General features: G+C 40.8%; 25 protein-coding genes. 22 read left to right on the top strand and 3 right to left on the bottom strand.

Features of this window, described 5'->3' with window-relative positions:
- The first annotated feature begins 3 nt into the window (after positions 1-3).
- The 13 genes from IGI78_RS12695 to alsE all read left to right on the top strand — a co-directional run bounded on the left by IGI78_RS12695 (position 4) and on the right by alsE (position 12,427).
- On the top strand, positions 4-1,092 hold the full coding sequence (locus IGI78_RS12695; RefSeq protein WP_077451918.1) for an ABC transporter ATP-binding protein: 1,089 nt from the start codon (positions 4-6) through the stop codon (positions 1,090-1,092).
- A 12-nt stretch (positions 1,093-1,104) separates the two neighbouring features.
- Entirely contained in the window at positions 1,105-1,914 is an 810-nt protein-coding gene (locus tag IGI78_RS12690; protein ID WP_005234157.1) for an ABC transporter permease, read from the top strand.
- A complete protein-coding gene (locus tag IGI78_RS12685; protein ID WP_005228535.1) occupies positions 1,911-2,747 on the top strand; it encodes an ABC transporter permease in 837 nt (278 codons plus the stop codon). The genes IGI78_RS12690 and IGI78_RS12685 overlap by 4 nt, the downstream gene beginning before the upstream one ends.
- Entirely contained in the window at positions 2,744-3,817 is a 1,074-nt protein-coding gene (locus IGI78_RS12680; protein ID WP_195266534.1) for an ABC transporter substrate-binding protein, read from the top strand. Before IGI78_RS12685 ends, IGI78_RS12680 begins: the two co-directional genes overlap by 4 nt.
- 270 nt (positions 3,818-4,087) lie before the next feature.
- Positions 4,088-6,610: a sigma-54-dependent transcriptional regulator gene (locus IGI78_RS12675; RefSeq protein ID WP_195266536.1), complete on the top strand. Its 2,523-nt coding sequence runs from the start codon at positions 4,088-4,090 to the stop codon at positions 6,608-6,610.
- Positions 6,611-6,793: 183 nt separating this feature from the next.
- Positions 6,794-7,210 carry a PTS sugar transporter subunit IIA gene (locus IGI78_RS12670; protein WP_430618057.1) on the top strand — a complete coding sequence of 139 codons (417 nt, stop codon included), beginning with the start codon at positions 6,794-6,796 and terminating at the stop codon, positions 7,208-7,210.
- A gap of 2 nt (positions 7,211-7,212) precedes the next feature.
- Positions 7,213-7,689 (top strand): PTS system mannose/fructose/N-acetylgalactosamine-transporter subunit IIB, encoded by a 477-nt coding sequence (locus tag IGI78_RS12665; RefSeq protein WP_016608866.1) that lies wholly within the window; start codon positions 7,213-7,215, stop codon positions 7,687-7,689.
- A 41-nt stretch (positions 7,690-7,730) separates the two neighbouring features.
- Positions 7,731-8,489 (top strand): PTS mannose/fructose/sorbose/N-acetylgalactosamine transporter subunit IIC, encoded by a 759-nt coding sequence (locus IGI78_RS12660; protein WP_159160772.1) that lies wholly within the window; start codon positions 7,731-7,733, stop codon positions 8,487-8,489.
- Positions 8,489-9,316: a PTS system mannose/fructose/sorbose family transporter subunit IID gene (locus IGI78_RS12655; RefSeq protein ID WP_159160773.1), complete on the top strand. Its 828-nt coding sequence runs from the start codon at positions 8,489-8,491 to the stop codon at positions 9,314-9,316. The genes IGI78_RS12660 and IGI78_RS12655 overlap by 1 nt, the downstream gene beginning before the upstream one ends.
- 17 nt (positions 9,317-9,333) lie before the next feature.
- A complete protein-coding gene (locus IGI78_RS12650; RefSeq protein WP_195266538.1) occupies positions 9,334-10,386 on the top strand; it encodes a galactitol-1-phosphate 5-dehydrogenase in 1,053 nt (350 codons plus the stop codon).
- Complete coding sequence (hxlB, locus tag IGI78_RS12645) at positions 10,370-10,924, top strand: 6-phospho-3-hexuloisomerase (RefSeq protein ID WP_195266539.1); 555 nt, start codon at positions 10,370-10,372, stop codon at positions 10,922-10,924. The genes IGI78_RS12650 and hxlB overlap by 17 nt, the downstream gene beginning before the upstream one ends.
- Positions 10,925-10,974: 50 nt before the next feature.
- Positions 10,975-11,718, top strand: a complete 744-nt coding sequence (locus IGI78_RS12640; protein WP_195266540.1) for an SDR family NAD(P)-dependent oxidoreductase — start codon at positions 10,975-10,977, stop codon at positions 11,716-11,718.
- Between the two features lie 19 nt (positions 11,719-11,737).
- Positions 11,738-12,427, top strand: coding sequence for a D-allulose 6-phosphate 3-epimerase (alsE, locus tag IGI78_RS12635; protein WP_195266541.1), 690 nt, complete (start codon positions 11,738-11,740; stop codon positions 12,425-12,427).
- Positions 12,428-12,665: 238 nt separating this feature from the next.
- Here the strand turns inward: alsE and IGI78_RS12630 are convergent, their stop codons facing one another.
- Positions 12,666-13,106 carry a MerR family transcriptional regulator gene (locus IGI78_RS12630; protein ID WP_195266542.1) on the bottom strand — a complete coding sequence of 147 codons (441 nt, stop codon included), beginning with the start codon at positions 13,104-13,106 and terminating at the stop codon, positions 12,666-12,668.
- 250 nt (positions 13,107-13,356) lie between these two features.
- Between IGI78_RS12630 and IGI78_RS12625 the strand changes: the two genes are divergently transcribed.
- The 6 genes from IGI78_RS12625 to IGI78_RS12600 all read left to right on the top strand — a co-directional run bounded on the left by IGI78_RS12625 (position 13,357) and on the right by IGI78_RS12600 (position 19,647).
- Positions 13,357-14,364, top strand: coding sequence for an aldo/keto reductase (locus IGI78_RS12625; RefSeq protein WP_195266543.1), 1,008 nt, complete (start codon positions 13,357-13,359; stop codon positions 14,362-14,364).
- Between the two features lie 102 nt (positions 14,365-14,466).
- Positions 14,467-14,829, top strand: coding sequence for a zeta toxin family protein (locus IGI78_RS12620; protein WP_195266544.1), 363 nt, complete (start codon positions 14,467-14,469; stop codon positions 14,827-14,829).
- Positions 14,822-14,989, top strand: coding sequence for a hypothetical protein (locus tag IGI78_RS12615; RefSeq protein WP_005234163.1), 168 nt, complete (start codon positions 14,822-14,824; stop codon positions 14,987-14,989). The genes IGI78_RS12620 and IGI78_RS12615 overlap by 8 nt, the downstream gene beginning before the upstream one ends.
- A gap of 408 nt (positions 14,990-15,397) precedes the next feature.
- The gene (locus IGI78_RS12610) at positions 15,398-17,164 is read left to right on the top strand and encodes a 1-deoxy-D-xylulose-5-phosphate synthase (protein WP_195266546.1); all 1,767 of its coding nucleotides are present in this window, start codon (positions 15,398-15,400) and stop codon (positions 17,162-17,164) included.
- Positions 17,165-17,453: 289 nt separating this feature from the next.
- On the top strand, positions 17,454-18,632 hold the full coding sequence (locus IGI78_RS12605; RefSeq protein WP_096741606.1) for an MFS transporter: 1,179 nt from the start codon (positions 17,454-17,456) through the stop codon (positions 18,630-18,632).
- Positions 18,633-18,759: 127 nt separating this feature from the next.
- On the top strand, positions 18,760-19,647 hold the full coding sequence (locus tag IGI78_RS12600; RefSeq protein WP_195266548.1) for a MurR/RpiR family transcriptional regulator: 888 nt from the start codon (positions 18,760-18,762) through the stop codon (positions 19,645-19,647).
- Between the two features lie 35 nt (positions 19,648-19,682).
- Here IGI78_RS12600 and IGI78_RS12595 read toward each other — a convergent pair whose 3' ends face one another.
- Positions 19,683-20,504: an MBL fold metallo-hydrolase gene (locus IGI78_RS12595; RefSeq protein ID WP_195266550.1), complete on the bottom strand. Its 822-nt coding sequence runs from the start codon at positions 20,502-20,504 to the stop codon at positions 19,683-19,685.
- A 466-nt stretch (positions 20,505-20,970) separates the two neighbouring features.
- Between IGI78_RS12595 and IGI78_RS12590 the strand changes: the two genes are divergently transcribed.
- The gene (locus tag IGI78_RS12590; protein WP_195266552.1) at positions 20,971-22,827 is read left to right on the top strand and encodes a beta-glucoside-specific PTS transporter subunit IIABC; all 1,857 of its coding nucleotides are present in this window, start codon (positions 20,971-20,973) and stop codon (positions 22,825-22,827) included.
- A gap of 11 nt (positions 22,828-22,838) precedes the next feature.
- Complete coding sequence (locus IGI78_RS12585) at positions 22,839-24,263, top strand: 6-phospho-beta-glucosidase (RefSeq protein ID WP_074933330.1); 1,425 nt, start codon at positions 22,839-22,841, stop codon at positions 24,261-24,263.
- A gap of 124 nt (positions 24,264-24,387) precedes the next feature.
- Here the strand turns inward: IGI78_RS12585 and IGI78_RS12580 are convergent, their stop codons facing one another.
- Positions 24,388-25,272, bottom strand: a complete 885-nt coding sequence (locus IGI78_RS12580; protein WP_195266554.1) for a helix-turn-helix domain-containing protein — start codon at positions 25,270-25,272, stop codon at positions 24,388-24,390.
- A 132-nt stretch (positions 25,273-25,404) separates the two neighbouring features.
- Between IGI78_RS12580 and IGI78_RS12575 the strand changes: the two genes are divergently transcribed.
- Complete coding sequence (locus tag IGI78_RS12575; RefSeq protein ID WP_096741600.1) at positions 25,405-26,511, top strand: glycoside hydrolase family 88/105 protein; 1,107 nt, start codon at positions 25,405-25,407, stop codon at positions 26,509-26,511.
- Positions 26,512-26,543: the final 32 nt, after the last annotated feature.

The raw sequence follows: 26,543 nt of genomic DNA, 5'->3' as shown, positions 1-26,543 counted from the left end.
AGTGTGGGAAAAACAATAATTTCATTCAACAATGTGGTGAAGCGATTTGATGATGATGAAACAGTTTTGAAAAAAGTGAGTTTTGATATTGAAGAAGGTCGCTTTTATACATTGTTAGGTCCTTCAGGTTGTGGAAAAACAACTATTTTACGTATCATTGCGGGTTTTTCGGACGCAACAGAAGGCGACGTTTATTTTGATGGACAAAGAATCAATGACGTTCCTGCCAATCAACGGCAAGTGAATACTGTCTTTCAAGATTATGCCTTATTCCCACATATGAACGTTTTTGAAAATGTGGCATTTGGTCTGCGAATCAAAAAATTACCAAAAGATGAAGTGAATAGAAAAGTCTTAGAAGCGTTACGGTTAGTACAACTTCCTGGTTACGAGAATCGTGAAATCAGCGAAATGTCAGGAGGTCAACGCCAACGGGTCGCAATCGCACGAGCGATCGTCAATGAACCCAAAGTATTGCTTCTTGATGAACCATTGTCCGCATTGGACTTGAAATTGCGAACTGACATGCAATACGAGCTGCGGGAATTGCAGCAGCGACTAGGCATCACCTTTATTTTTGTCACCCATGACCAAGAAGAAGCGTTGGCCATGAGTGATGAGATTTTCGTTATGAACAAAGGGAAGATCGTCCAAAGCGGCACACCAGTGGATATCTACGATGAACCAATCAACCATTTCGTGGCGGATTTTGTCGGTGAAAGCAACATCGTCACAGGCACGATGATCGAAGACAACTTAGTGGAGTTTGTCGGCAAGCAATTTGAATGTGTCGATGGCGGGATGCGGCCGAATGAAGCCGTTGAGATCGTGATTCGTCCAGAAGATTTGAATTTGACGACGGCGGAAAATGGCAAGCTGGTCGTTGAAGTAGACACGCAATTGTTCCGAGGCGTGCATTACGAGATCATTTGTTATGACGAACAAGGCAACGAATGGATGGTTCACTCTACAAGAAAAGCTACTGAAGGAAGCAAGATCGGGCTTTCCTTTGAACCAGAAGATATCCACGTCATGCGTTTCAATGAGTCCGAAGAAGATTTTGATGCTCGTTTAGAGAGCTACGAAGATTAGGAGGGAAAGCTAATGACGAAAATGCGTCGTTTTTATGCGATACCCTATGTCTTTTGGTTATTGCTATTTGTTATTGCACCAGTCTTATTGATCATCTACCAATCCTTTTTTGATATGAACGGCAACTTTTCGCTGGTCAACTATCAAAGCTACTTAGGTTCTGGCAAATATTTGATCATGACCTTAAACTCGGTTTGGTATGCCTTTTTGATCACCTTGATTACCTTAGTGATCAGCTACCCGACAGCCTATTTCTTAACTAAGCTGCGTCACAAAGATTTGTGGCTGCTGCTGATCATCTTACCGACGTGGGTCAACTTATTGTTAAAAGCCTATGCGTTTATTGGGATTTTCGGCATTCATGGCAGTGTCAACAACTTCCTAGAAATCATGGGTGTTGGACCAAAGCAGATTTTGTTTACCGACTTCAGCTTTTTGACGGTTGCCGTCTATATCGAACTGCCCTTTATGATCATGCCGATTTTTAATGCCTTAGAAGAAATGAATCCCTCTTTGATCAGTGCCAGTCGCGATTTAGGGGCAAACAGCTATGATACTTTCCGACGAGTGATTTTCCCTCTGTCGTTAAACGGTGTGAAAAGCGGCGTCCAAGCCGTCTTCATTCCGTCGCTCTCCCTCTTCATGTTGACCCGTTTGATTGGGGGCAATCGCGTGATCACGCTTGGTACAGCGATCGAGCAGCATTTTCTCGTTACCCAAAACTGGGGCATGGGTTCGACCATCGGCGTCATTTTGATCATCGCCATGTTCCTCGTGATGTTGTTTACGGGAGAAAAGAAAAAAGGAGGGCAACGTAAATGAAAAAATTTCGCTGGTCGAATCTTTATCTGATCGTCGTCTTTATTCTTTTGTACGTGCCGATCTTTTATTTGATTTTCTATTCCTTCAATGAAGGAGGCACCATGAATGCTTTTACGGGTTTCACTTTTGAGCATTACCAATCCGTCTTTCAAGATACCCGCTTGATGATCATCGTGTTGAACACCTTTATGCTGGCATTTTTATCAGCATTACTGGCAACGATCATCGGCACATTTGGTGCGATGGGCATCTACTATACCCGCAAACGCCGAACGAGAACGGCATTGTTGAGTTTGAATAATATTTTGCTGGTTTCACCAGATGTCATCATTGGTGCCAGCTTCTTGATTTTCTTTACGATGATCGGCAACTTGTTCCGTGGGTTTAGCTTAGGCTTTTTCAGCGTATTGCTTTCGCATATCGCTTTTAGTATCCCGATCGTGGTCTTGATGGTCTTGCCGAAACTGCAAGAGATGAACGATTCAATGATCGATGCTGCCCGTGATTTAGGCGCGAATAATTTTCAAGTCATTAAAAATATCATTTTGCCTTTCTTGACGCCGGGCATCATCGCCGGCTATTTCATGGCATTTACTTATTCACTCGATGATTTTGCCGTGACATTCTTTGTGACAGGCAATGGCTTTAGTACCTTATCGGTAGAGATCTATTCTAGAGCACGTCAAGGAATCAGTTTAGAAATCAATGCATTAAGCACACTTGTCTTCTTATTCTCCATGATCCTGGTGGTAGGCTATTACTTTATCAGTAAAGAAAACGGCGCGAAAAAGTTGCGTAAAAACCGCCGTGTGGAGGTGGCAAATCTGCGATGAAACGACTACAATCTCTGATTATCGGTATTGTTGCGATCGTCCTGATCTTGCTCTTTGGTGTCCGTCAATTGGAACGCTCCTCTGGTATGGCAGGCGCTGAGGTCGTCAACATCTACAACTGGGGCGACTACATCGACCCTGATTTGATCAGTAAGTTTGAAGAAGAGACAGGCTACAAAGTCAATTATGAAACCTTTGATTCAAATGAAGCGATGTTCACGAAGATCCAACAAGGCGGTACGTCTTATGACATCGCCATACCGAGTGAATACATGATTGAGAAAATGATGGAACAAAATCTTTTAAAACCATTGGATCACAGTAAAATCAAAGGGTTAGACAATATCGACCCTCGCTTTTTAGACTTGAGTTTTGATCCTGGCAATCAATATTCGATCCCTTATTTCTGGGGAACACTGGGGATCGTCTATAACGATAAATTCTTTGATGAAGGTGAGATCACCCAATGGGACGATCTTTGGAAACCCGAATTAGCAAATAGCATCATGCTGATCGATGGCGCGCGTGAAGTAATGGGATTAGGTTTGGACAGCTTAGGCTATTCTCTAAACAGCAAAGACGACGATCAGCTGCAAGAGGCATTCAATAAGCTGCGGACAATGACTCCAAACATCAAAGCCATCGTCGCAGATGAAATCAAGATGTACATGGCCAATGAAGAAGCATCGGTTGCGGTTACATTTTCTGGGGAAGCAGCCGACATGATGTACGAAAATGAGCACATTCATTACGTGATCCCTTCGGAAGGCTCCAACCTGTGGTTCGATAACATGGTCATTCCTAAGACCTCACAAAACGAAGCCGGCGCTTATGCATTCTTGAACTTTATGCTGGAACCCGAGAACGCTGCACAAAACGCAGAATACATCGGCTATTCCACACCAAACCAAGCAGCCATGGCATTACTGCCAGACGAGATCACCGAAGACGAACAATTCTACCCATCCGATGAATTGATGGAACACCTCGAAGTCTATGAAAACTTAGGTGCTGAGTATCTGGGCATCTATAATGATTTGTTCTTGGAATTGAAGATGTATCGGAAATAAGCATTGTGTTTAGTATGACAGAAAAATTAATGTTTCATGTTTTACTCAAATTGTATAAAAAATGTAAAATAACGTCTTTAAGGCGTTATTTTTTTTGAATATTATCGGGATAAGCGTATATGTATCACTCTCTTGCCACAATATAATAGAAACAAAGTAGAACAAGGGAATTCTAGTGAGGAATGATCGATGAAGAATCAATCATATTTTCATTATTGAAAGCGTTTCACAAACTGTGTACAATGACACTAACAAAGGGGGAAGAGGGAGATGGGGAGAAAGGATAGTATTTTTGCTTTCTTATGCGAGCAAACAGAGTCATTTATTTCTGGGGAGTGTTGTTTGAGTATAGATGCGACGAGCATCGCTGATGAACTCAAATTAGCACGTTACAATGTAAGTCGTGATCTGAATAAATTAGCAGAAGAAGGGCAGGTTTTGAAGTTTTCTGGACGACCAGTATGTTTTCTTGCTAAGGAATTGATTGAACGGTGCGTGGGGAAAAAAGATGAAATCGGTACGGGAATGACACTAGAGGAAATGAGAAAGCTATTAAATAAGTATTCGAGTGATCACTTAAATGACTATCCTTTCACCGAATTGATTGGGTATAATGGCTCTTTGGAAAATGCTATTAGGCAAGCGAAAGCCGCCTTACTTTATCCGCCATTTGGTTTACATTCGATACTAACAGGACCATCTGGCTCGGGAAAGACGACGTTTGCTCGTTTTATGTATCAATACGCTAAACATGCTGGAAAGCTGCAGATAGATGCGCCATATGTAATATTTAACTGTGCCGATTATTCCAATAACCAACATTTATTGTTGGATCATTTATTCGGGCATGTAAAACATGCATTCACAGGAGCTGACTCAGATAAAGATGGATTAATTTCTGCTGCTAATAATGGCATTCTTTTCTTAGATGAAATCCATCGTTTGCCACCTGAAGGCCAAGAAATGTTATTTTCAATTATGGATAGAGGAGAGTATTATCGTTTAGGAGAATCATCCAACCCTAGAAAGGTTCGAGTATTGATTATTGGTGCGACGACCGAGGAGTTTGAAGGGAATATTTTAACCACCTTCTTAAGAAGGATTCCTTTGAAAATTTCTATGCCGAGTGTAAAAGAGCGTGGTTTGGCAGAAAAGATAAAGTTGATTTATTTTTGTTTTAAACAAGAGGCGCAAAAAATCGAGCGAAAACTACAGGTCAATGAAGATGTCATTCGTTTCTTTATCCAATATAATCCTGTAGGGAATATTGGACAAATGAAAAATGATATTCAACTATTGTGTGCAAATGCATTAGTTGATAGTATTTCTATTAATTCTGAACTCATTCAAGTTAAATTGTCACATCTTTCGACGTATTTGATTGATCAATTTTATTATGCTCATTCTTCTGAGACCAACAGTGAATTGAGAGAAAAACTAAAATTTCTGCAAATTGATGAATTTATTTTTGCTCCTGAAGAAGAATCAGGTGATGATCCGTTTCTCCTAGTAGATGAGGAAGAAAGTGTTTCTTATGAGGTTCTAGAAACCTATCACAAATATTTAGATGGCAAAAGTTCTTTGTCACCGTTAAAGTCAATTATCCATGGAAAAGCACGAGAATTGGCAGAAAAACAAGGGAATCAGCAACAGGCAATTTTTAAAATTGTTTCTCGTAAGAATTATGAAGTCACGGTCAATATTTTAAAAAGTATCGCTTCGAGAGAACGTTATCACTTAGAAGAAAGTAACATCAAAAGTCTAGCGTTGCATTTAGATACCTTGATTGAAAAGATTACAGAAGGCTATTCTTTTAGAGATAATTCCTTTTTAGAACATAAACAACCTAATGAGTTGGCAATGGAAAAAGAAATTGGTGTAGCTGAACAGATCTGCCGCGAAATTTCTAATCAACTTGAAGTTCAGTTGCCCGAGAGTGAAAAGTACTTTATCTCGTTGTATTTGAAGGCCATGAATGAAAAGTACACTGAGAAAAAAATCGGAGTTTTGATTTTGATGCACGGAACAAGTGCAGCTACTGATTTAGCCAATACGGCCAATCAACTACTGAATGTTGATCATGCAGTCGGTTTGAATATGCCTTTGTCTCAATCGGTCGGCGATACACTGGAAAAAGCAACTGAGTTAATCAAACAAGTTGACCAAGGAAAAGGCGTCGTGATTCTGAGTGATATGGGTTCGCTGAACATGTTTGGCGATATCATCACCAAAAAGACCGGAATTCCAACGAAGACAATTAAAATGGTGACGACGCCAATGGTTATTGAAGCAACTAGAAAATCATTGTTGCCGAAAATGTCGATCACCGAGCTTTCGGAAGATATTGTTGAGCAAAGTGCCTATATTGGGAATAGTGTAGAAGACTTTCAAGAAAAGACAATGGAAGAAAAAGGCACGATGTTTACGGATGATCGCCGCAGTAAAATTATTTGTATTCTTGAAGAAAGTTTGATCTTTTTAGATGGTACTACGATTTACGACCTGTTAGAAGTTGAAGCAAAAAAAATAGCTAAGGTCTTTCAAATTAAACATTTTGAGGACTTTTGGATCAAGTTCCTTTTTCATACCAGTAATATGATTGAACGTGCGATACGCAAAGAACAATTTCTAAGAGAAGATATTGATGTTATTCTAGAAAGTAATCGTGAGTTGTATCAATATCTAAAGGATTTATTGATGCCGTTAGAAAATCGATATGCAATCATTGTTGAGGATAGTGAGATTAGCTATTTAATGGAATTGATTGAAGTGAATACCGATTTAGTTTACTAACCAACACACTATAGGAAAGGATAGCAGCACACTTTTTTAGTTGGACAGCACACTAATAAAATAATTTGCTCATTGAGAAGTATCAATTGCGTTTTATTATCGAAACGTTGATTTGATACTTTTTTTGTTTGTTCATAAAATTGGCACGCTTATTGCTTTAAAAGTGGGTAAGGAGGTGAAAGAATGATCGGTGTATTGATACTAACTCATGGAGAACTTGCCGCTGGTTATCTTTCAGCATTGAAATTAATTACAGGAGAGGCAGAAAATATCGATACGTTAGGTTTATATCACGAAACAAGTATCGAAGGGTACAAGGAAGAGGTTGCTGCCAAAATGCTGAAAATGGATCAAGGAAAAGGAGTTATCGTATTTTGCGATATCTTTGGTGCAAGTCCCTACAATGTGACCGCTCAAAATTATCAAGTATTAAAAAACAAGGTGAACTATCGATCAATTACTGGCGTAAATCTTCCGATGGTAATTGAAGCGGTATGCAGCAGAGAAACAATGGCGTTGGCTGAATTAGCTAAATATATTCAAATAGTTGGAAAACAGGGAATCAAGGAGCTTTTTGAAAATTACGGGAAGGAAGAATAAAAATGAGTGAAATCGTATTGACTAGAATTGACGATCGTTTGATTCACGGTCAAGTAATGACCGCCTGGGTAAAAAAAACACGAGCAAATCAAATTCTGATTATTGATGATGAAGTCGCCAAAGATGATTTTATGAGTGAGATTTTAAAAATGTCAGCACCTGCGGGAATCGATATCGTAGTTAAAGGGCAAGTGGACGCTGTATCTTTTTTAAAGGCACAAGATAAAGAAAAGAAACGATTGATTATTTTAGTTAAAGCTCCAGCTACTATTGCTGCAATTGTAGAAAAAGGGATCGAGATTGATAAGTTAGTAGTTGGCGGAATGGGTGCCAAAGCAAACCGACGAGTACTGTATAAGAATATTTCCGCTTCGGATGAAGAGCGTACAACTTTCAAAAAATTAATTGATCGCGGTATTCCTGTGGTGATTCATATTATTCCCGATCAAAAAGAAACTGATCTTTCCAAGTATCTATAAATTGTTTTTACACATTTTTTTATGAAAAAGGAGGAAGAAAAATGCTTTTATCTGCAATATTAGTTGCTATTATATCAACGGTTTGTAACTGGTGGCCTAATCATCTAATCACTAGATCATGGCTCTATCCAATTTGGTCGGGTTTTCTAGTGGCATTAGCGATGGGAGAACCTATGATAGGGATGCAAGCGGCAGCGTACATCAATTTGGCGTATCTTGGATGGATTACTGCTGGAGGAACTATGCCAGGGAATTTGCCTGTTGCAGCAGTATTCGGTACAGCAATGACTATTTTGTCAGGAGCGGATCCAAGTCTAGCGGTAACTTTTGCAGTGCCATTTAGTTTGTTTGGAATTTTGACCTTCCAATTAACTATGTCCATTAATGCACTTTGGGTCCACAGGGCGGAAAAATTCTTGGATAATGGAAATATTCGTGCAATGCGGATGATGAATTATGTTCCTTCAGGAATTTTAAATTTACTTGTTACAGGAGTTCCAGCTTTTATACTAGTTTACTATGGAGCAGAGCCTATGAGGAATCTGTTAGACATGATTCCAGACTCTTTTGTGAATGCAATGCAGGTAGTTGGGGCAATTATGCCAGCACTAGGGATTGCAATGCTGATAAGTTTTATGGGGAATAAAAAAATTATGCCATTCTTTTTCTTTGGCTTCATTTTAGCTGTTTATTTGAATCTAGATGTTATGGCAGTAACTGCGGTTGCAGCAATACTGGGTTTTGTATTCTATAATACTGGGTTTCTGGATATGAAACCTACTGGAAAGGAGCAAGCGTAATGGAGGCAAAATTAACTAGAAAAGAATTGTTGAAAAACTGGGCATTAACTTATTCAAGTGAGGCATCGTATAATTATGAACGTCTGCAAGCTTTGGGACAGGCTAATGCAATGGTTCCAGTTATTAGAAAACTTTATCCTGATGATAAAGAGCGTCAAGTACAAGAACTTAAGAAATATTTTGTGTTTTATAATACCGAACCTTCGTTCATTGGAACAATGATTCCGGGAGTTGCCGCAGCGATGGAAGAACAACGAGCAAATGGTGCAGAGGATATTACAGACGAGACGATCAATTCTTTACGTACAGGTTTGATGGGACCAATCGCAGGAATCGGTGATACTGTCAGTCAAGGGATCGTCTATCCAATCTTGGCAGGTATTGCTTGTTCATTGGCAATTGATGGCAGCTATGTTGGACCACTCTTTTTTGAAATCGCCTACAAGATTTGTTTGATCGGTTTTGGTTGGAATATGTACCGCTTGGGGTATCAAAAGGGGAAATCTTTTATTTTATCGATGTTGCGTGAAGGCACCATCGCTCGCTTAACTGAAATTTTTAGTATGGTCGGTTTGATGGTCGTTGGTTGCATGACTGCTTCACGAGTAAATGTTGAAATTCCGATGATTTTGAATATTAAAGGCGTCGAGTTAGGGATTCAGGAACAGGTGATTGATGCATTGATGCCAGGACTAGTCCCTTTAGCAATTACGATGTTAGTTTACTGGTTAGTACGTAAAAAAGTAAATATCAATTTAATCATTTTGATTATCTTTGTTTTAGGAATCTCATTATCTTATTTAGGTATCTTAGGAATTCCGAAATAAAAGGGAGGAATCGCTTCATGAAGGCAGTCGATCTAAAAGCAGTCGGTCAATTAGAATTAGTAGAAAAAGAGAAACCGATACCTAAAAATGGAGAAGTATTGATTCATGTTATGGCCTGTGGTATCTGCGGATCGGATATTCCACGGGTTTTCGTAACAGGCTCATACCATTTTCCAACTGTATTGGGGCATGAATTTTCTGGAGAAATCGTACAAGTCGCTGATGATGTCAGTTCAGATTATTTAGGCAAGAAAGCCGCTGTTTTTCCGCTTCTACCTTGTAATGAGTGTGAGTATTGTCAATCGGGCTATTACGCCCAATGTAAAAATTACAATTATTTTGGTTCAAGAACAGATGGCGGTTTTGAAGAATACTTAGCGGTTCCCTTGTTCAATCTGGTTCTTTTAGAGGATCAAGTGAGCTATGAGGAAGGGGCAATGGTCGAACCAGCTACTGTGGCTCAGCACGTCATTAATAAAGCTGAATTAACTATTGGCGATAACGTGGTGATTTATGGGGCGGGGCCGATTGGTGTCATGGTTGCGCAATGGGCTCAAATTAATGGCGCCGGAATAGTCTTATTGATTGATATTGATCCAACGAAAGTGGCTTTCGCACGAGAATTAGGCTTTGAACATGTCTGCAATAGTCAGGAAAATGATGCGGAAGCCTTTATTTTAGAAACTTTAGGCGGAAAATTGGCGGATATTGCGATCGAGGCCACCGGTTCTAGCGCAGCTTTTGATCAATGTGCGCAATCCATTCGTACCTTTGGACGAGTGGTCTTGTTGGGAAACCCTCATTCAGATATGGTCCTTAAGCAAAAAACGTATGACCAATTTATGCGAAAAGAAGGCACGATCGTCGGGATGTTCAACAGTATCTATGAACATTTCCCTAAAAATGAATGGCAAGTGACTGCTCAAGCAATCGCTAATAAGCAGTTAAATTTGAAACCGTTAGTGACCCATAAAGTTCCAATCGAAGAGCTGATCGGAGCGTTTGACATGATTCATGAGAAAAAAGAATTTTACAATAAGGTGTTGATGGTCAATGAAAAATTATTATGAGAACAGTCAAGCAGTATTGGAAGAATTGGATCATTTATTAGAAAAAATTTCCAGAGAAGAAATTGATCAATATGTAAAAGCATTATTGGAAGCTCGAGAAGTCTTTTTTATCGGTGTTGGCCGAGTACGTTTGTCATTAGAGGCGGCGGTTAAGAGACTGACGCATCTGGAAATCAGCTGTCACATGGTTGGTGATCTAAATGAACCTCCGATTACTGATAAGGATCTTTTAGTTGTAGGCAGCGGCTCAGGGGAATCAGTGATACCTTTGGAAATTGCTAAAAAAGCGAAATCGTATGGCGCAACAGTCGTACATTTGACCTCCAATCCGGATAGTTCGATTGCAAAATTGGCTGATCACATTGTCAAATTTGATAGTCCTTCAAAAAGCAATCAAACCTTTACCTCGATTCAACCGATGACAACGGTGTTTGAACAAGGATTGCTGATTTTCCATGATGTATTAGCTTTACGTTTGATGAATGAAAAGCAGATGACCATGGATGATCTGAAAAGTCGTCATGCGAATTTAGAATAACTACGCGTTCTAGTTTTCACAGTTAGAGTAATTCAAAAGGAGCTAAAGAGATGAGTAATGGAAAGAAAGTTGCTTTTATTACAGGGGCCGCTGGTGGTTTAGGCACAGCGGTAGTCAAAAAATTACTAGACATGAATTTCATCGTTTTGGTTAATGATAACAATCAAGAGAATGTTCAAGCCCTATTAGATCAATTCAAAGAACAGGAAATACATGCCTTCTGCTTTGATGCGACAGAAGAAGCCGCTTGGGAAAAAGCAGTTACTGAAATCAAAGAGAAATTCGGTAAAGTAGACGTGCTATTTAATAATGCCGGCATTTTCAAAATCGAAACGATTGAAGAAACCAGTGTAGAGCTATGGAAGAAAACGATGGATGTCAATGCATTGAGTATTTTCTTAGGAATCAAGGCGATGTCGCCATTACTGGGCGAAGGTAGCAGTATCATTAATACCAGTTCGATCGCGTCATTTTTAGGATCGAAGAATCGAATTGCCTATGCAGCTTCAAAGGGGGCCGTTTCTGCTTTGACTAAAGCGGTGGCTATCGAATTCGCGCCTCGCGGTATTCGAGCAAACTCTGTTCATCCGGCCTACATCAAAACTCAGATGGCTGAACATGCGGCAGAGGCTACCGAGCGAACGATGGAAGAAATGGGCAGTCGAATTCCTTTGTATCAGCGAATCAGTACTGCTGATGAAGTAGCAGATGTGGTCATTTTTCTGGCATCAGATGCGTCGCACTTTATGACCGGATCTGAAGTGGTCGTTGATGGGGGACAATCGGTTAATTAACAGGAAAGAGGATCAGAACATGGTAAAAATATCTCCTTCGCTGATGTGTATGGATATCAGCAAATTTGAAGAACAAATCAATTGTTTGAACCAGACCGTTGATTACTATCATATTGATATTATGGATGGTCATTACGTTAGCAACATGACCTTATCTCCGTGGTTTATTGAACAGCTTAAGGATCACACCGAGATCCCACTGGATGCGCATTTGATGGTGACAAATCCAATTGAGTATGTGGATCAATTGCTGGATTTAGGAGTAGAAGTGATTAGTATTCATGCAGAATTTTTGAACGGTCATGCTTTTCGATTAAGTCAGACGATCAAACAACATGGTAAGAAGATGGGGGTCGTTTTAAATCCTGAAACCCCGCTGAATCTAATAACAGATTATCTCCATTTGATTGATATTGTGACAGTAATGACAGTGGATCCTGGTTTTGCAGGACAGTCATTTATTTCAGAAAGTCTAGATAAAGTACGTAAATTAAAAGATTATCGTAAAGAGAATAATCTGATATTTGAAATTCAAATTGACGGATCCTGTAATAAAAATACGTATCATAAAATGATAGCAGCTGGAGCAGATATACTAATTTTAGGGTCTAGTGGGTTGTTCAAAGTAGATGACTCGATTGAAAAAGCCATGGCAGTAATGCAAATGCATGTGGCGGCAGCGGTTCAAGAATTGAAGCAATCGGAGTAGAATAATGATTTGTTAGCTAGCAATGAAAAACGATTCATAAAATACAATGGAATACTATACAGAACTGCTTGTTGTATGAAAATCTTTAGCTTATAAGATCAAAAAGACGTGATTTTTAGCGGTCGATAATCGCTATATTTTCTCGTAGTATCATAACTTAATACATTTGGTTGGATGAATAGAATCATATTTTAAAAAAGGGGACTACTGATCTAAGAGAAGTGTTTTTCTTCAGAGTCTAATCCCCAACCACTGCTTCCTCCTCCCAAGTTGCCGGATTCAATGGATCGTTAGAAGCTGTTTTCTGGTTGATGAGCTCTTGATAGGTATAGCTTTTCTTTTCTAAATAAGCGACTCGTTTTTGCGCTTCTGCAAGTTTAACGAGCGCTTTTTCTTTTTGCGCTTGAATGATCTCGGCTCTTTCCTCGATCGACGAATCGCCGAGGAGGCAAAGCGAAATATAATGCTTGATGGCTTCTAAAGACATACCTGTTTCGCGCAAATTCTTGATACCAGTTAACCAATTGATGGAAGTCTGGTTAAAAACCCGTCTATTGTTTTTGTCCCTAATCAAACTAGGAACCAAACCCATATCGGTATAATAGCGAATCGTGTGTTCAGACAATTCAGTGATCGTGGCTGCTTCTTTGATAGAGTAAATGATGGTCACGCCTTTCATAATTTGCTGTAGTTAAAGGAGTCATGCAAAAGGATCAAAAAATTGTTATAAATCATTTTCTTTTTATACCGCATATTATAGCACAGATAATTTTGTGGAGAAAAGTAGCTTCCTGTTTGAGTGCCTTAAAAAGACAAAAGGTGGAAGAAAATGATTGTTAGAAACTCCTTGACTTCGAGTGACTCGAAGATGCTAAAGTTTAGCTAGCTTAACGAGTGCACAAAGTATCGATGAAGGAGGGAATTGTAATATGAAGAATAGAAAAATCAGAAGTTTGGCAGTCTCACCGATCGGAATGGGGTGTATGGGTTTTTCTCACGGGTATGGAAAGGTGCCAGAAGAAAAAGAGAGTATTGCATCCATTCGTAAAGCTTACGAATTTGGCTGTACATTTTTTGATACAGCAGAGGCTTATGGAAAAGAAATGTTTTATCCCGGACATAATGAGGAGCTGGTGGGCAAAGCACTGTCGCCTTTTCGAAACAAAGTTGTCCTTGCCACCAAGTATCATCTCGATGAAAAAGAAGTGAATGAAAGCACAACTCTTTACACAGCCATCCGTAACCATTTGATTGCTTCAATGGAAAAATTGCGCACCGACTATGTTGACCTCTATTATCTTCATCGAATCAATGAACAGCTTTCTTTAGAAGAAATAGCTGAAGTGATGGGACGATTGATCAAAGAAGGTATGATCAGAGAATGGGGACTCTCACAAGTTTCCGTGGAGACACTTGCTAAAGCACATGGGATTACCCCCGTTGGTGCTGTGCAAAATCTCTATTCAATGGTTGAGCGTGATTGTGAGCGAGAGATATTCCCTTATTGTCTTGAAAACGAGATTGCAGTCGTTCCTTTTTCACCAATTGCTAGTGGGTTTTTATCAGGAAAAGTCACACCAGATACACCTTTTGAAGGAGATGATGTTCGCAAATTCGTCCCTCAGCTGGCTAAAGAAAACCTCATAGCCAATCAACCGATTTTGAATATGCTAGCAGAAGTCGCGAAAGAAAAGCAGGCAACAAATGCCCAAATCTCTTTAGCGTGGATGCTTCACAAGTACCCGAATGCGGTGCCGATTCCTGGATCCAAAAATCTAGGTAGGATTTTGGAAAATCTAGCTGCTTGGGATGTACGTCTTACAGATACCGAGTTCCAAGCAATTGAAAACCAATTGAATCAAATACCTGTATATGGCCATCGAGGACATGTCGAATCACAACAACGATCTTTTGGAAAACACTGGGAAAAACACTAAAAAAAGAAAAAGTTGGAAAATAGACTGCATGACGAATGTAGTCTTTTTTTTTTGCGTATAGTTCATTAACAGAAATTTTTGCCATCTTACTTCTCGCAATAAATGATTCTTGCTTTACCCACTAAAAAAGCTAATCAAAATAGTGCGCGATGCTTAAAAAAGAATTATGATGTGCTTATCTATTATATCTATCAAGATCCTTTTATTGCTTGGAATTATACGAAGCAATGTGAAAAAATAGAAGGACGCTTTGTTCCTAAAGCACATTTTATAAATGCTTTTTTTCAATCAAGATACAACTTGATTAAAATCAAGGAATTGTATAAAGAAAATGTGACCGGTAATATTTTTATAAAAGATTTTCATAATCGCCATTCTCATACGTTGATGGCAGTTGACAATGTATCGTTCGCTTTGCCAGTAACATACACAAAGGAAGAATTGGAGGAGAAGCTCAATGACTGAGAAAGAAAAAGTAGAAACAATCATGATAAAATATCATCGAAACTTCTCGATCTTACAGAAAAAGGCAACGCCTAGCGAATTGAAAACAGTTTTAAACTTTGTTGCAGAAGAATCGAACCGTAAACAGCGAGTGCTTGTTGGCTTAGAGAAAGAAGAATAAGCGGTCAATGAAAAAACTCAGGTTTCTTAAGAATGACCATTGAACAAGTAAAACCCGAGATAAGAAGCAAGCGCTTTTTATCTTTTTTTGTATCATTATGGCGGCGTGCCGTAACGTTAGGATCAAAATAGAATAAATTCACAAAAAGTGCTTGACCTAAAGTCAACTCTAGGTGGTATCTTTTTAGATAGAAGAAATGAGCAGCGATTGTTGAAACTCAGAAAAATCACGATTCCCCTTTAGGATAACTTGCTATTTCTCGGTTTAACAGGAATTCTAAAAAGAGCGTCTAGCTCCGATTGCCGCATTTTTTTATTCTAGAGAACGATCTACTCATTTCGACTTCGTGTCTTTTTCCTTGTGAGTAAACACACGAATCATTCAAACATTTCTACAGGAGGTACGTACATGTTATTAGAAAAAATCAAAAGCCCCAAAGAGTTAAAAGAATTGACCAGTGGGCAACTTCAAGAACTGGTAGTAGAAGCACGAACTGCTTTATTGGAAAAAATCAGTCACCATGGGGGGCATAATGGCCCCAATCTGGGGATGGTTGAGATGACGATCGCGTTGCATAAAGTCTTTGATTCCCCCACCGATAAGCTGATTTTTGATGTGTCTCATCAGACTTATATCCATAAAATGCTGACGGGACGCGCTCATGCCTTTCTTGATGCTGCGCAGTATGATGCGGTTTCTGGTTACACGAATCCGAAAGAAAGCGAGCACGATCTCTTTACGGTCGGTCATACCTCCACCTCAGTTTCGTTGGCAAATGGTGTGGCGAAAGCACGTGATCTAAAAAATGAAACGTATAACGTCGTTGCCGTGATTGGTGATGGTTCTCTATCAGGCGGTTTAGCGTTTGAAGGCTTGAACAATATCGTGGAATTAGGCACCAATACCATCGTGATCCTCAACGACAATGACCAATCGATTGCAGAAAACCATGGGGGGATGTACCAGAATTTGCGGGCATTGCGGGAAACCAAGGGGCAAGCAGCAGACAATCTGTTCAAAGCGATTGGTTTTGAGTACCACTATTTGGATGAAGGAAATGATCTCGCTGCCTTGATCGCTTTATTTGAAAAAGTGAAAGACATTGATCATCCTGTTTTATTACACATTCATACGATCAAAGGCAAAGGCTTCAAGTTTGCGGAAGAAAATCGTGAAAAGTTTCATGCAGGCGGTCCCTTTAGTTTAGAAAACGGCGAATATATTTCTGCTGGCGGCAATCAAGTAACGTACAATAGCTTAACGACGGATTATTTATTAGAAAAAATGGCGACAGATCCTAAAGTTGTGGCAGTAAACGCTGGTACACCGATGCTGCTTTTTTCTCCAGAACAACGAGAAAAAGCAGGTAAACAATTTGTAGATGTGGGTATTGCAGAAGAACATGCGGTATCGATGGTTGCTGGGTTAGCAAAAAATGGCGCGAAACCTATCTGGGCCGTTTTTTCTACTTTTATGCAACGTAGTTTTGATCAAATTTCCCATGATTTGGCCTTAAATCATCTGCCTGGAACGATTTTGGTATATGGTGCATCGATTCACGGCATGAATGACGAGAGCCATTTGGGAATTTTTGATATCCCCTTTTTGGCACATATTCCCAACCTTATTTATCTTGCGCCAACCTCTAAAGAAGAATATCTGGCAATGTTGGATTGGTCGCTGGAACAAGCCAACGCACCAGTTGCGATCCGGGTACCGGTTGGACCTGTCAACGAAACGGCAGTGGCAGTCTCTACTGACTATAGCGATCAAAAAAATGAGGTGACTCAAGCTGGCACGCAGGTAGCCATCGTCGGTGTTGGAAACTTTTATGCGCTAGCAGAAGAGATCGCAGAACAATTGAAAATGCAACATGGAATTACCCCAACAGTGATCAACCCTAAGTTTATTTCAGGGGTCGACAAAGAGTTGTTGGATGCTGTGGCACGATCGCACAAACTCGTTGTCACGTTGGAAGACGGCATACGAGAGGGCGGCTATGGACAAATGATTGCCAGCTATCTTGGTGATCGTGAGATTGCCGTCAAAAACTATGGCTTAGAAAAGAAATTTTATGATAATTACCGGGCAGCGGACGTTTTATCTGAACTTGGTATCACTGCTGAGGCAATTACGAAAGACGTTATGGAACAGTTACAGAAATCAATTCACTAAAGCGTTCTGAGTAGTTACAGTCAATTTATGAAAAGAAGGAAACCTAGCAGAAAACATGCTGCAAGGTTTCTTTTTTTAGACAAACATAAATGAGTTTCAGCAATCGCCATAGAAACCTAGCAAAATACAGAAGACCAATGCTTTTCAAGCATGAAGCCCAAGCGCGTTAAGCATTGGTCAACGAGGACAATTTAGCGAATAATAAGATAGTGAAAGGATCACTTTTTCATCTTGGGCTATTGGGTTCAGAGACAAGGAAGAAAAGGTGTTTTTAAGGAAAGGGGTAATTATGAAATTTTTTTCTATGAAGTTGTTGGCACTGTTGTCGGTGGCAATGGTCGTCTATTCGGCACCGGCGATTTCTGCCAATGTCCCAGCGATTGCGGCAAGCTTTCCAGAAGTTGATGCGGTCTACATTGGGTTACTGACCACGATTCCATCACTGTTTCTTTTACTGGGGATTTTTACTACCAGCATGATCGAAAAAAGGATCGGCAAAAAATACACGATGGTCACCGGATTGGTCATTGTGGCGATTTTTGGCACGCTGCCGGCATGGTATCAGGGGAGCTTTCCCGTCTTGTTTCTTTCTCGAGGGATTCTTGGCTTCGGGATCGGCTTATTCAATCGTTTGGCGATTCAAATGATTAGTTTGCTGTTTCAAAATGAGCCGCAAAAGAAAGCCAAAGCTCTTGGATTAGAAAGTGCCGTCGGTGGTTTAGGTGGTATCTTTATGACTTTGCTCGTAGGACAGCTAGTGAAGATTAGTTGGGAAATGTCCTTCTTGGTTTATGGCTTTGCCCTGATCAGTCTCTTCTTTGTCCAGCTATTTATTCCCAACGAAACACAGGCTGTGACTAATGAGACGTTATTGGCGAACGTCACGGTTTCAAAAGAACGGAAACAGCGATCATTCGTTTTGGGTGTGCTCTTGTTTCTAATCGTTGTCTTGTTTATCAATTACAATTTACAGATCACACCGTTGTTGTTGGAAAAAGGAATCGGGGACGCTACCGAAGGCAGTAACATGATTGCCGCCATTGCGACGGGGGCATTTATCGCCGGCAATGCCTTTGGCTTGATATACAGTCGCTTACATCGCTGGTTGCTGCCCATTGCGGCATTGCTTGCAGGAAGCAGCATCTATTTGACCTATCCCTTGCAGACGGTGGGGCTACTCTTGGGTTGTTCTTTATTATTAGGCTTTGCCTTTCGCAGCATCATGCCTTTTTTCACCCACTTACTGACGACTGGTGGTGAAGCGGAAGCTAAGTTTGGCACGGTCGTCTCGATCGTTGCTTACAATTTAGGGGTCACGTTAGCCCCTTATGCATCACGCTTGCTGATACTAGTCAGCGGCAGTGAAACAGCAGGGATGCAGATGATTCTATCAGGGGGCTTGTTGTGCTTGATTGGTGTCCTAGCTTTTTTGGGAAATAAATACTTTCTGTATTTTGAACGAGGATAGGCGAAAGCTAGCTTGATCCTCGTTTTCCGTCTTCATTTCATCCTTCTCATCGCTTATAATAAAAAGAAACAATGATGAGTTGAGCGCACTAGACAAACTGCCGGCGTCAATCAGAGGGGAGAACCAGATGTATCTTTTTCAAAAAATTGAAGAAGCAGCGTTTAAACAAAATGACGCGAGACGAACGATCGGTGACTTTTTATTAAGCAATCGAGAAAAAGTTAGTGAGTATAGCATGGAAGAAATCGCAAAACTGACCCATACTTCCAAGCCGACGCTGGTCCGTTTTGCAAAATATTTTGGCTTTTCTGGTTGGAAAGAATTTGTATATGCCTTCATGCACGAATTGGCTCATTTTGATGATGGCTCAGCAACGATCGATGTGAACATTCCTTTTGGTGAGGCGGCAGATACATTAGAAATCATTGAAAACTTGGCGAACTTGCGCATACAGACGATTAAAGAAACAGCTTCACTTATGACAGTGAAAGACCTGAATCAAGCCGCTCGGCTCATCAATGGAGCTCAAACCATCGTCATCTATGGGCGCAGTCCAAATTCGTATTTCGGACAGCTGTTTAAACGCAACTTAAACACGATCCATAAAAAAGCCTTTCTTGCGGATACGGACGAAGCGGGCTTGATTTCTAATACGCTGACCCCACAGGATTGTGCCATTCTTATCTCTTATTCTGGTAATAATTCAGAAACGTATCCTATGAAAAATGTGAAAACATTGTTGAAAAATGGTGTGCCGATTATCAGTATTACGAGTGGTGGAGATAACTATTTGCGGGACTATTCGACGATCGTCTTGACGATTGCTAGCCGAGAAAAACTGTATTCTAAAATCGGAAATTTTTCCACAGAAGAATCGATTCAATTCCTTTTGACAGTTTTGTTTGCTAAGATTTTTTCCCTCGATTATCAGGAAAATATCCAAATGAAAATCACCAATGCTCGTTTTTTAGAGACGAGCCGAAAAACGACGTTTAAAGAGATGGCAGAAGAATAAAAGGACCACACCAAAAACGGTGTGGTCCTTTTTCCCTATTGTACATTGTTGGAAGTGGTTGATTTCAATTCGATCGGCTCACCGGCAGCGACAAGACGAATCCGCTTTGGATTGACGATCCGATCGTACAAAGCTTCAGGATCCCCATTGAAGGCATCGATATGCGGAGCATCCACTGTACCCCAGTGGGAGAGGATCAAGTCAGCATGAGGATAGGTATTTGCCATTTTCACGGCGTTCTCAAAGCCGATATGCCAAGCATTGTCGTTAAAGTCGAACAAGATCGCATCTGGTTGAGGCATCTCTAATTGTTCTGGTAAAAGACGAGAATCGCCAGGAATCCATAAGGAACCATCCGGGGTATCGATCCAAAAGCCGCAATAGTCCTCAATTTGAAAGACACGGTCAAATTTTGTCGTCTCATTTTGCCAAAGGTGATACGCCTTTGTTAAAGAAATCTCCAAATTTTTAACGGTGAATGAATCATAGATTTCGTGTCCTTGGGCAGCAACTTGAAAGTGCTCTTGCATAAGTTCGGCAACATATTTGGGTCCATGGAAGCTATCGGTAACCGGGACTAATTTTTCAATCGTCGGAATGCCGTAGTGATCATTATCTGAATGGGTGATCAATACCGCATCTAAGTGAGGGACTGCCGCCGGTTTGATTGGCAGATCGATCAGTAACGGCAGGTCAAATCCTTCTAAGACCGGATCGACCATGATACAAGTACCACGGCTGTTTAGAAGAATACCGGAGTTTCCTAACCAGCGAATGATCGTTTGATCCGTTTTTTGAAAAGCGTCTTCATGAAAAAAAATCGTTTTTGGAGGCATTGCTTGTTTCGCATTTGTCATTTTCCGTCGTTCCCTTCGCCTGTTTTTTATAAAGCCAACGTAAAATAGCCGTTCATAACCGGCTAGATCAAATCGGTGATTCAATAAGGATTGCTTCAATGGTTGGGGGAAGAAGCAGTGGTTTGATCCGTTGTTGCGGGATCATCGGGGTGTTCTTTTTGGGTTGGTAGATCCATTATGTTTAAAGGCCTATTATGATCGCAGTAAATCAAAAGTAACACAATCATCTAGTAAATTATATCATTGTTTCTAGTGGCTTCGTCAAGGCGATGTTTGGTCTTTTAATGGAATAAATTTCGAAAAAAGAGCGGTATTTAATGAAAAGATGAAATCCATTTCGTCTTTAAGAAAAAAGATTGGAACCGCTCTCTAAAAATGGTACATTGCTGGCAGAAAGAACAGTATGTTATACCGGTAAGCACATACAACATAGATTTTCTTTGAAATTTATCTAGGGGTGGAATGTATGAGTGAAAATTATCAATCATTAGCAAAAAAAATCGTCCAGTATCTGGGGGGACAAGAAAATATCACGGATGCCTATCATTGTCAAACACGATTGCGCTTTAAAGTCAAAGAAGAAAAGCGGATAGATCAAGGAGAACTAGAGGCACTCGATGGGGTTGCCAAATACATCAATAACGCAGGAGTACATCAAGTCGTGATCGGAACACATGTCAAAGATGTCTATGAAGAAGTCACAAAATTGGTTTCGCTTCAATCATCAGGGGCGTCGGAACCTGGGGAGAAAAAAGGACCAGCAGCTGCAGTGATCGATTTTGTGGCAGGAACGTTTCAACCAATTATTCCCGCACTGTCCGGTGCCGGAATGGTTAAGGCAGTTTTGGCTTTATTGATCGTCTTTGATGTGATCACGGCTGATTCGCAGACCTATTACATGCTGAATCTTTTTGCAGATGGTGTTTTCTTCTTCTTACCAATGATCCTGGCCTTCACCGTGGCACAAAAATTGCGTTGCAATCCAATATTAGCGGCTTCAGTGGCTGCTATGATGATGCATCCTAATTGGGGGGCGTTGGTCACAGCAGGCGAACCCGTTCACTTTTTTGGGGTTATTCCTTTTACATTAGCAAACTATACGGGATCAGTCATTCCGATCCTGATCGTGATTTTTTTCCAATCGTATGTCGAAAAGTTTTTGAACAAAGTGATTCCAAAATCAGTAGAACTGGTTTTTGTTCCAATGCTAACATTCTTGATAATGGGTACATTAGCCTTCTCGCTATTTGGACCGATCGGTAGTATCTTGGGTGGCTATTTGGCAACTTTCTTTACCTTCTTAAGTGTCCATGCTAGCTGGGTACCAGCGGTTTTGATTGGGGGCTTTTTACCAATCATGGTGATGTTTGGATTGCACAATGGGATTGCTCCTTTAGGGGTGATGCAAATGGCAGAACTTGGGTATGACAGTATTTTTGGTCCAGGGGCATTGGTCTCAAACATTGCTCAAGCAACCGCAGTAGCAGTTGTCGCATTGCGTACGAAAGAGAAAAAGACTAAGCAGTTGGCGGTATCAGGGGCGATCACTGCCTACATGGGGATTACTGAACCCGCTTTATATGGCATCAATTTGCCCAAAAAATATCCGTTAGTTGCGGCAATGATTGGTGGGGCTTCTGGTGGTTTGTATGCTGGCTTGACCAATACGCATCGCTTTGCGACCGGTTCGTCTGGTCTCCCAGCAGTCTTACTATATATCGGTGATGATACGATGCGCTATTTTTGGAACATCATTATCGCATTGGTGATTGCAGCTGTGGTGAGTGCGGTCGTTACCTATGCCTTAAGTTTCAAATATGAAACAAAAGTGACAATTGATGTTCCGGAGATGAAAGCAGTAGTCTTAGAAGATACCCAATTGATCAATCCTGTACCAGGAACTGTGATGCCACTGAATCAAGTCAAAGATGACGCATTTGCTTCTGAAGCACTCGGAAAAGGATTTGCGGTCGATGAACCCATCGGTGAAGTCATTGCGCCTTTTGATGGAAAAGTCGCTGCTGTTTTTCCTACCAAACACGCGATTGGCTTGGTTTCAGACACCGGAATTGAATTGTTGATCCATGTCGGTTTAGACACAGTGGAACTAAATGGTCAGTATTTTGATGCGTTAGTAGAAGCAGAGCAAAAAGTTACAAAAGGGCAGCGATTGCTGACGTTCGATGTACAGCAGATAAAAGCTGCAGGATATCTCACACAAGTACCGATCATCGTTACCAATACACCACAATATACCGCAGTCGAACTTGTGAAAGAAGGATTGGTAGCTAAAGAAGAGGAAGTACTTGTAGTCAAAGTCTAGGAGGAAATAACATGGGATTGTCAGATGATTTTTTATGGGGTGGTGCAACGGCTGCCAATCAAGCAGAAGGTGGCGTATTAGCAGGAGGACGTGGTTTATCAAATGTCGACCTCTTACCAACTGGTCCTGATCGCGCAAAGGTCGCTGCGGGTGAACTGGAAATGTTGGAATGGCAGGAAGATTCTTTTTATCCAGCCCAAACAGCCATTGATATGTACCACCATTATATGGAAGATATTGCCCTTTTTGCCGAAATGGGTTTTAACGTGTATCGGATGTCACTTTCTTGGTCAAGGATTTTTCCAAATGGCAATGACGAAGAGCCCAACGAAGAAGGCCTGCTTTTTTATGAGAAAATCTTCAAAGAATTGAGAAAACACCAAATCGAGCCATTGGTCACGATTGCCCACTTCGATGTTCCGCTGCATTTGATCAAGGAATTTGGTGGCTGGAAAAATCGCCGACTCATTGATTTCTATGTGACCTATGCGGAAACCGTCTTCCAGCGCTATCGCGGGTTGGTCAAATATTGGCTGACGATCAATGAAATCAATATCTTGCTGCATCAGCCCTTTGTAGGTGGCGGGATCGTCTTTAAAGAAGGGGACAATCGTCAAGAAATCAAATACCAAGCAGCGCATCATCAGTTAGTCGCCAGTGCCTTAGCAACCCAAAAGGCTCATGAAATCGATCCGACCAATCAAGTTGGTTGTATGCTGGCTGGCGGCAGTCATTATCCTTATACTTGCCGACCTGAAGATTACCAAGAAGCAATCAATCGTGATCGCGAAGGGTATTTCTTTATCGATGTGCAAGCCCGAGGCAAATACCCCAATTATGCCTTGAAAAAATTTGAGCGAGAAGGCTTAACGATCAAAATAACACCTGAGGACGAGGCGATTTTAGCGGCTTCTCCTGTTGATTTTGTCAGTTTTTCTTATTACTGTTCGCGAACGGTCAGTGCCCACCCAGAAGACTATGCGCAAGCGACAGGGAATCTCTTTCCATCAATTAAAAATGAACATCTATCATCGACTGAGTGGGGGTGGCAAATTGATCCGTTAGGACTGAGAAATTCATTGAATCAATTGTATGATCGCTATCAAAAACCGTTGTTTATCGTAGAAAATGGGTTAGGGGCGATCGATACCCCTGATGAGAATGGGTTTGTCGCAGACGATTATCGGATCGACTATTTAAAAAAACATATTCAAGCCTTCAAAGATGCAGTGACGATCGATGGCGTGGAACTACTTGGTTATACTACTTGGGGGTGTATTGATCTTGTAGCAGCCAGCACCGGTCAAATGAGTAAACGCTACGGCTTTATCTACGTGGATCGAGACGATCAAGGCAATGGCACCTTGAAACGAACCAAGAAAAAATCCTTTGAGTGGTATAAAAAAGTGATCGCTTCAAATGGGGAAGTTTTATAATATACAAAAAGAATGACACGAGAAAATGTGTCATTCTTTTTGTATTGTGTCATGTAATTTCAGGATAGAGAAGCAGGAACTCTTTTTTTACACGAGCCAATGGTGGACGCTTTTTATCTGCTTGCTATTTTTTTCCTGCAAAATGTGTAAAACGGACAAACTGATTTTGGGCTTCTTCTTGTAAAAACTCTTTAGGTGTCAGCTGAAATTCTTGTTTGAAGCAGCGTAAAAAATGGGTATAGGAGTTGAAGCCGCAAGCTTCGAAGGTGGCGGTGGCGCTTCTGGTTTTACGTAAAATTTCTTTGCTCTTTAAGAGTCGTTTCTTGACGACATAGGCATGAAAGGCGACGCCAGTTTCTTTTTTGAAGGTCCGAGAAAGCGAGTATGGACTCATGAAAAGGGCTTTGGCGACGGTCTCTAAGGAGAGATCAGTGGTCAAATGCTGATTGATATAGGTAATGGCAGCCAAAATGTCTTTATTTTTATAGAGTGAGTCGGATAAAAACAGCGGTTCTTTTTCCTGATAGGCAATCGTATTGATGGAAATCAAAAACGCGATCAAATGATTTTGATAAAGTAAGTCGGTGCCATAATTGCTATCCGTTTTTTTGCGCAAAGGACGCAACAGCTGGTCTAGTTGGTCGGCATCGATCGATAAAATACGACTATTGATGCCGCCGTTGCTACGAAAACAGGCAGTGAGATCTGTTTGGGTAGTGGAGAGGGCAGTGAGATAACTAGGATTGATATACAGGTAGGTTCGCTCGAAAAAATCAGAAGTTTGATGGACGATTCGATGCAAGACGTTTGGAGGAATCAAGATGATCGTACCAGGTTCTAGAGGGAATTCTCCGCCATCGATAAAGAAGACCGCTGATCCTTTTAAGGTACAGTGAATCTCATAAAAACTATGGTAATGATAAAGGGTATTGTTTTCTTCTACGATGTCTTTGATATGAAAGGCCTCAAAACGATCGTTGATCATCGTGTCCGCACTTTGCTTCTCCATGATTGGCTCCTTTCGTGCTTGTTTGATTTTATCATACAAGAATAGATAGTAAAGTGTCAATAACTGCTATTTTTATGCAAATGTAAGCGTGTTACGATCAATCTATCAAAGAGAAATGAGAGGATGAACCCAATGGTGATTTTAGAACAGTTATTTGTGGAAAAACGTGTCGTAGAAGAAAAAATTGATCGCATGATCGAAAATTTAACGACGATCAAGGATGACAATGGTGAATTTCTAATAGACTTTGACGGCTTGATCGTTGATGATAAAAGCTGGGAGATTTGGAACTGGCCGCAAGGGGTGGGACTATACGGTATTTATAAAAACTACCAAATCACCAAAAATCCTAAAGCGCTCCAAGTTGTGGAAGAATGGTTTGAGCAACGGATGTTAGAAGGCGCGCCACCTAAAAATGTCAACACGATGGCGCCGCTTTTGGCAATGGCGTATCTTTATGAAGACACCAAAGATTCTCGTTACTTGCCTTACCTTGAACAATGGGCGGAATGGGTCATGCATGATATGCCGCGAACCGACGAAAATGGTCTGCAGCATGCGACCTATGGACCAGAAAATCGCAACCAGCTTTGGGACGATACCTTGATGATGACTGCTTTGCCTTTGGCGAAAATTGGCATGTTGCTGAATCGTCCGGCTTATATCGAAGAAGCAAAACAACAATTTATGATCCATATCAAATACTTAGTGGATAAAAAAACTGGGCTTTGGTTCCACGGCTGGACCTTTGAAGAACGCCACAATTATGCACAAGCGCTTTGGGCAAGAGGCAACTGCTGGATCACCATTGCGATTCCTGAGATCATTGACATTCTCGACTTGCAAGAAGGAGATGCGTTACGTAGCTTCTTGATCAATACCCTCTTAGACCAACTAACTGCCTTGCAAGAAATGCAAGATGAAAGTGGCCTGTGGCACACCTTGTTAGACGATCCTAGCTCGTATGTGGAGGCTTCTGCGACGGCTGGTTTTGCCTATGGGATTTTAAAAGCCGTTCATAAGCGTTACATTGACAAAGCTTGGGAAGATGTTGCCTATAAAGCGTTAGCCGGTTTGATCGAACAAGTCGCAGAAGATGGAGAAGTCCAAAATGTTTCCATCGGTACTGGAATGGGAGAAGACTTGGAGTACTACAAAAACATTGCGATTACGGCGATGCCTTACGGACAATCACTGACAGTCTTAGCATTTACTGAACTATTGGTTTCATTTTGTTAATTTGAACACCTTACGTAATAAAGAGAGGAGCA

The sequence above is a fragment of the Enterococcus sp. DIV1767 genome (genome assembly GCF_050542585.1).
GTDB lineage: Bacteria > Bacillota > Bacilli > Lactobacillales > Enterococcaceae > Enterococcus_D > Enterococcus_D innesii.
The sequence above is the reverse complement of the archived record's forward strand: the minus strand, read 5'-3'. Positions and strand labels throughout refer to the sequence as shown.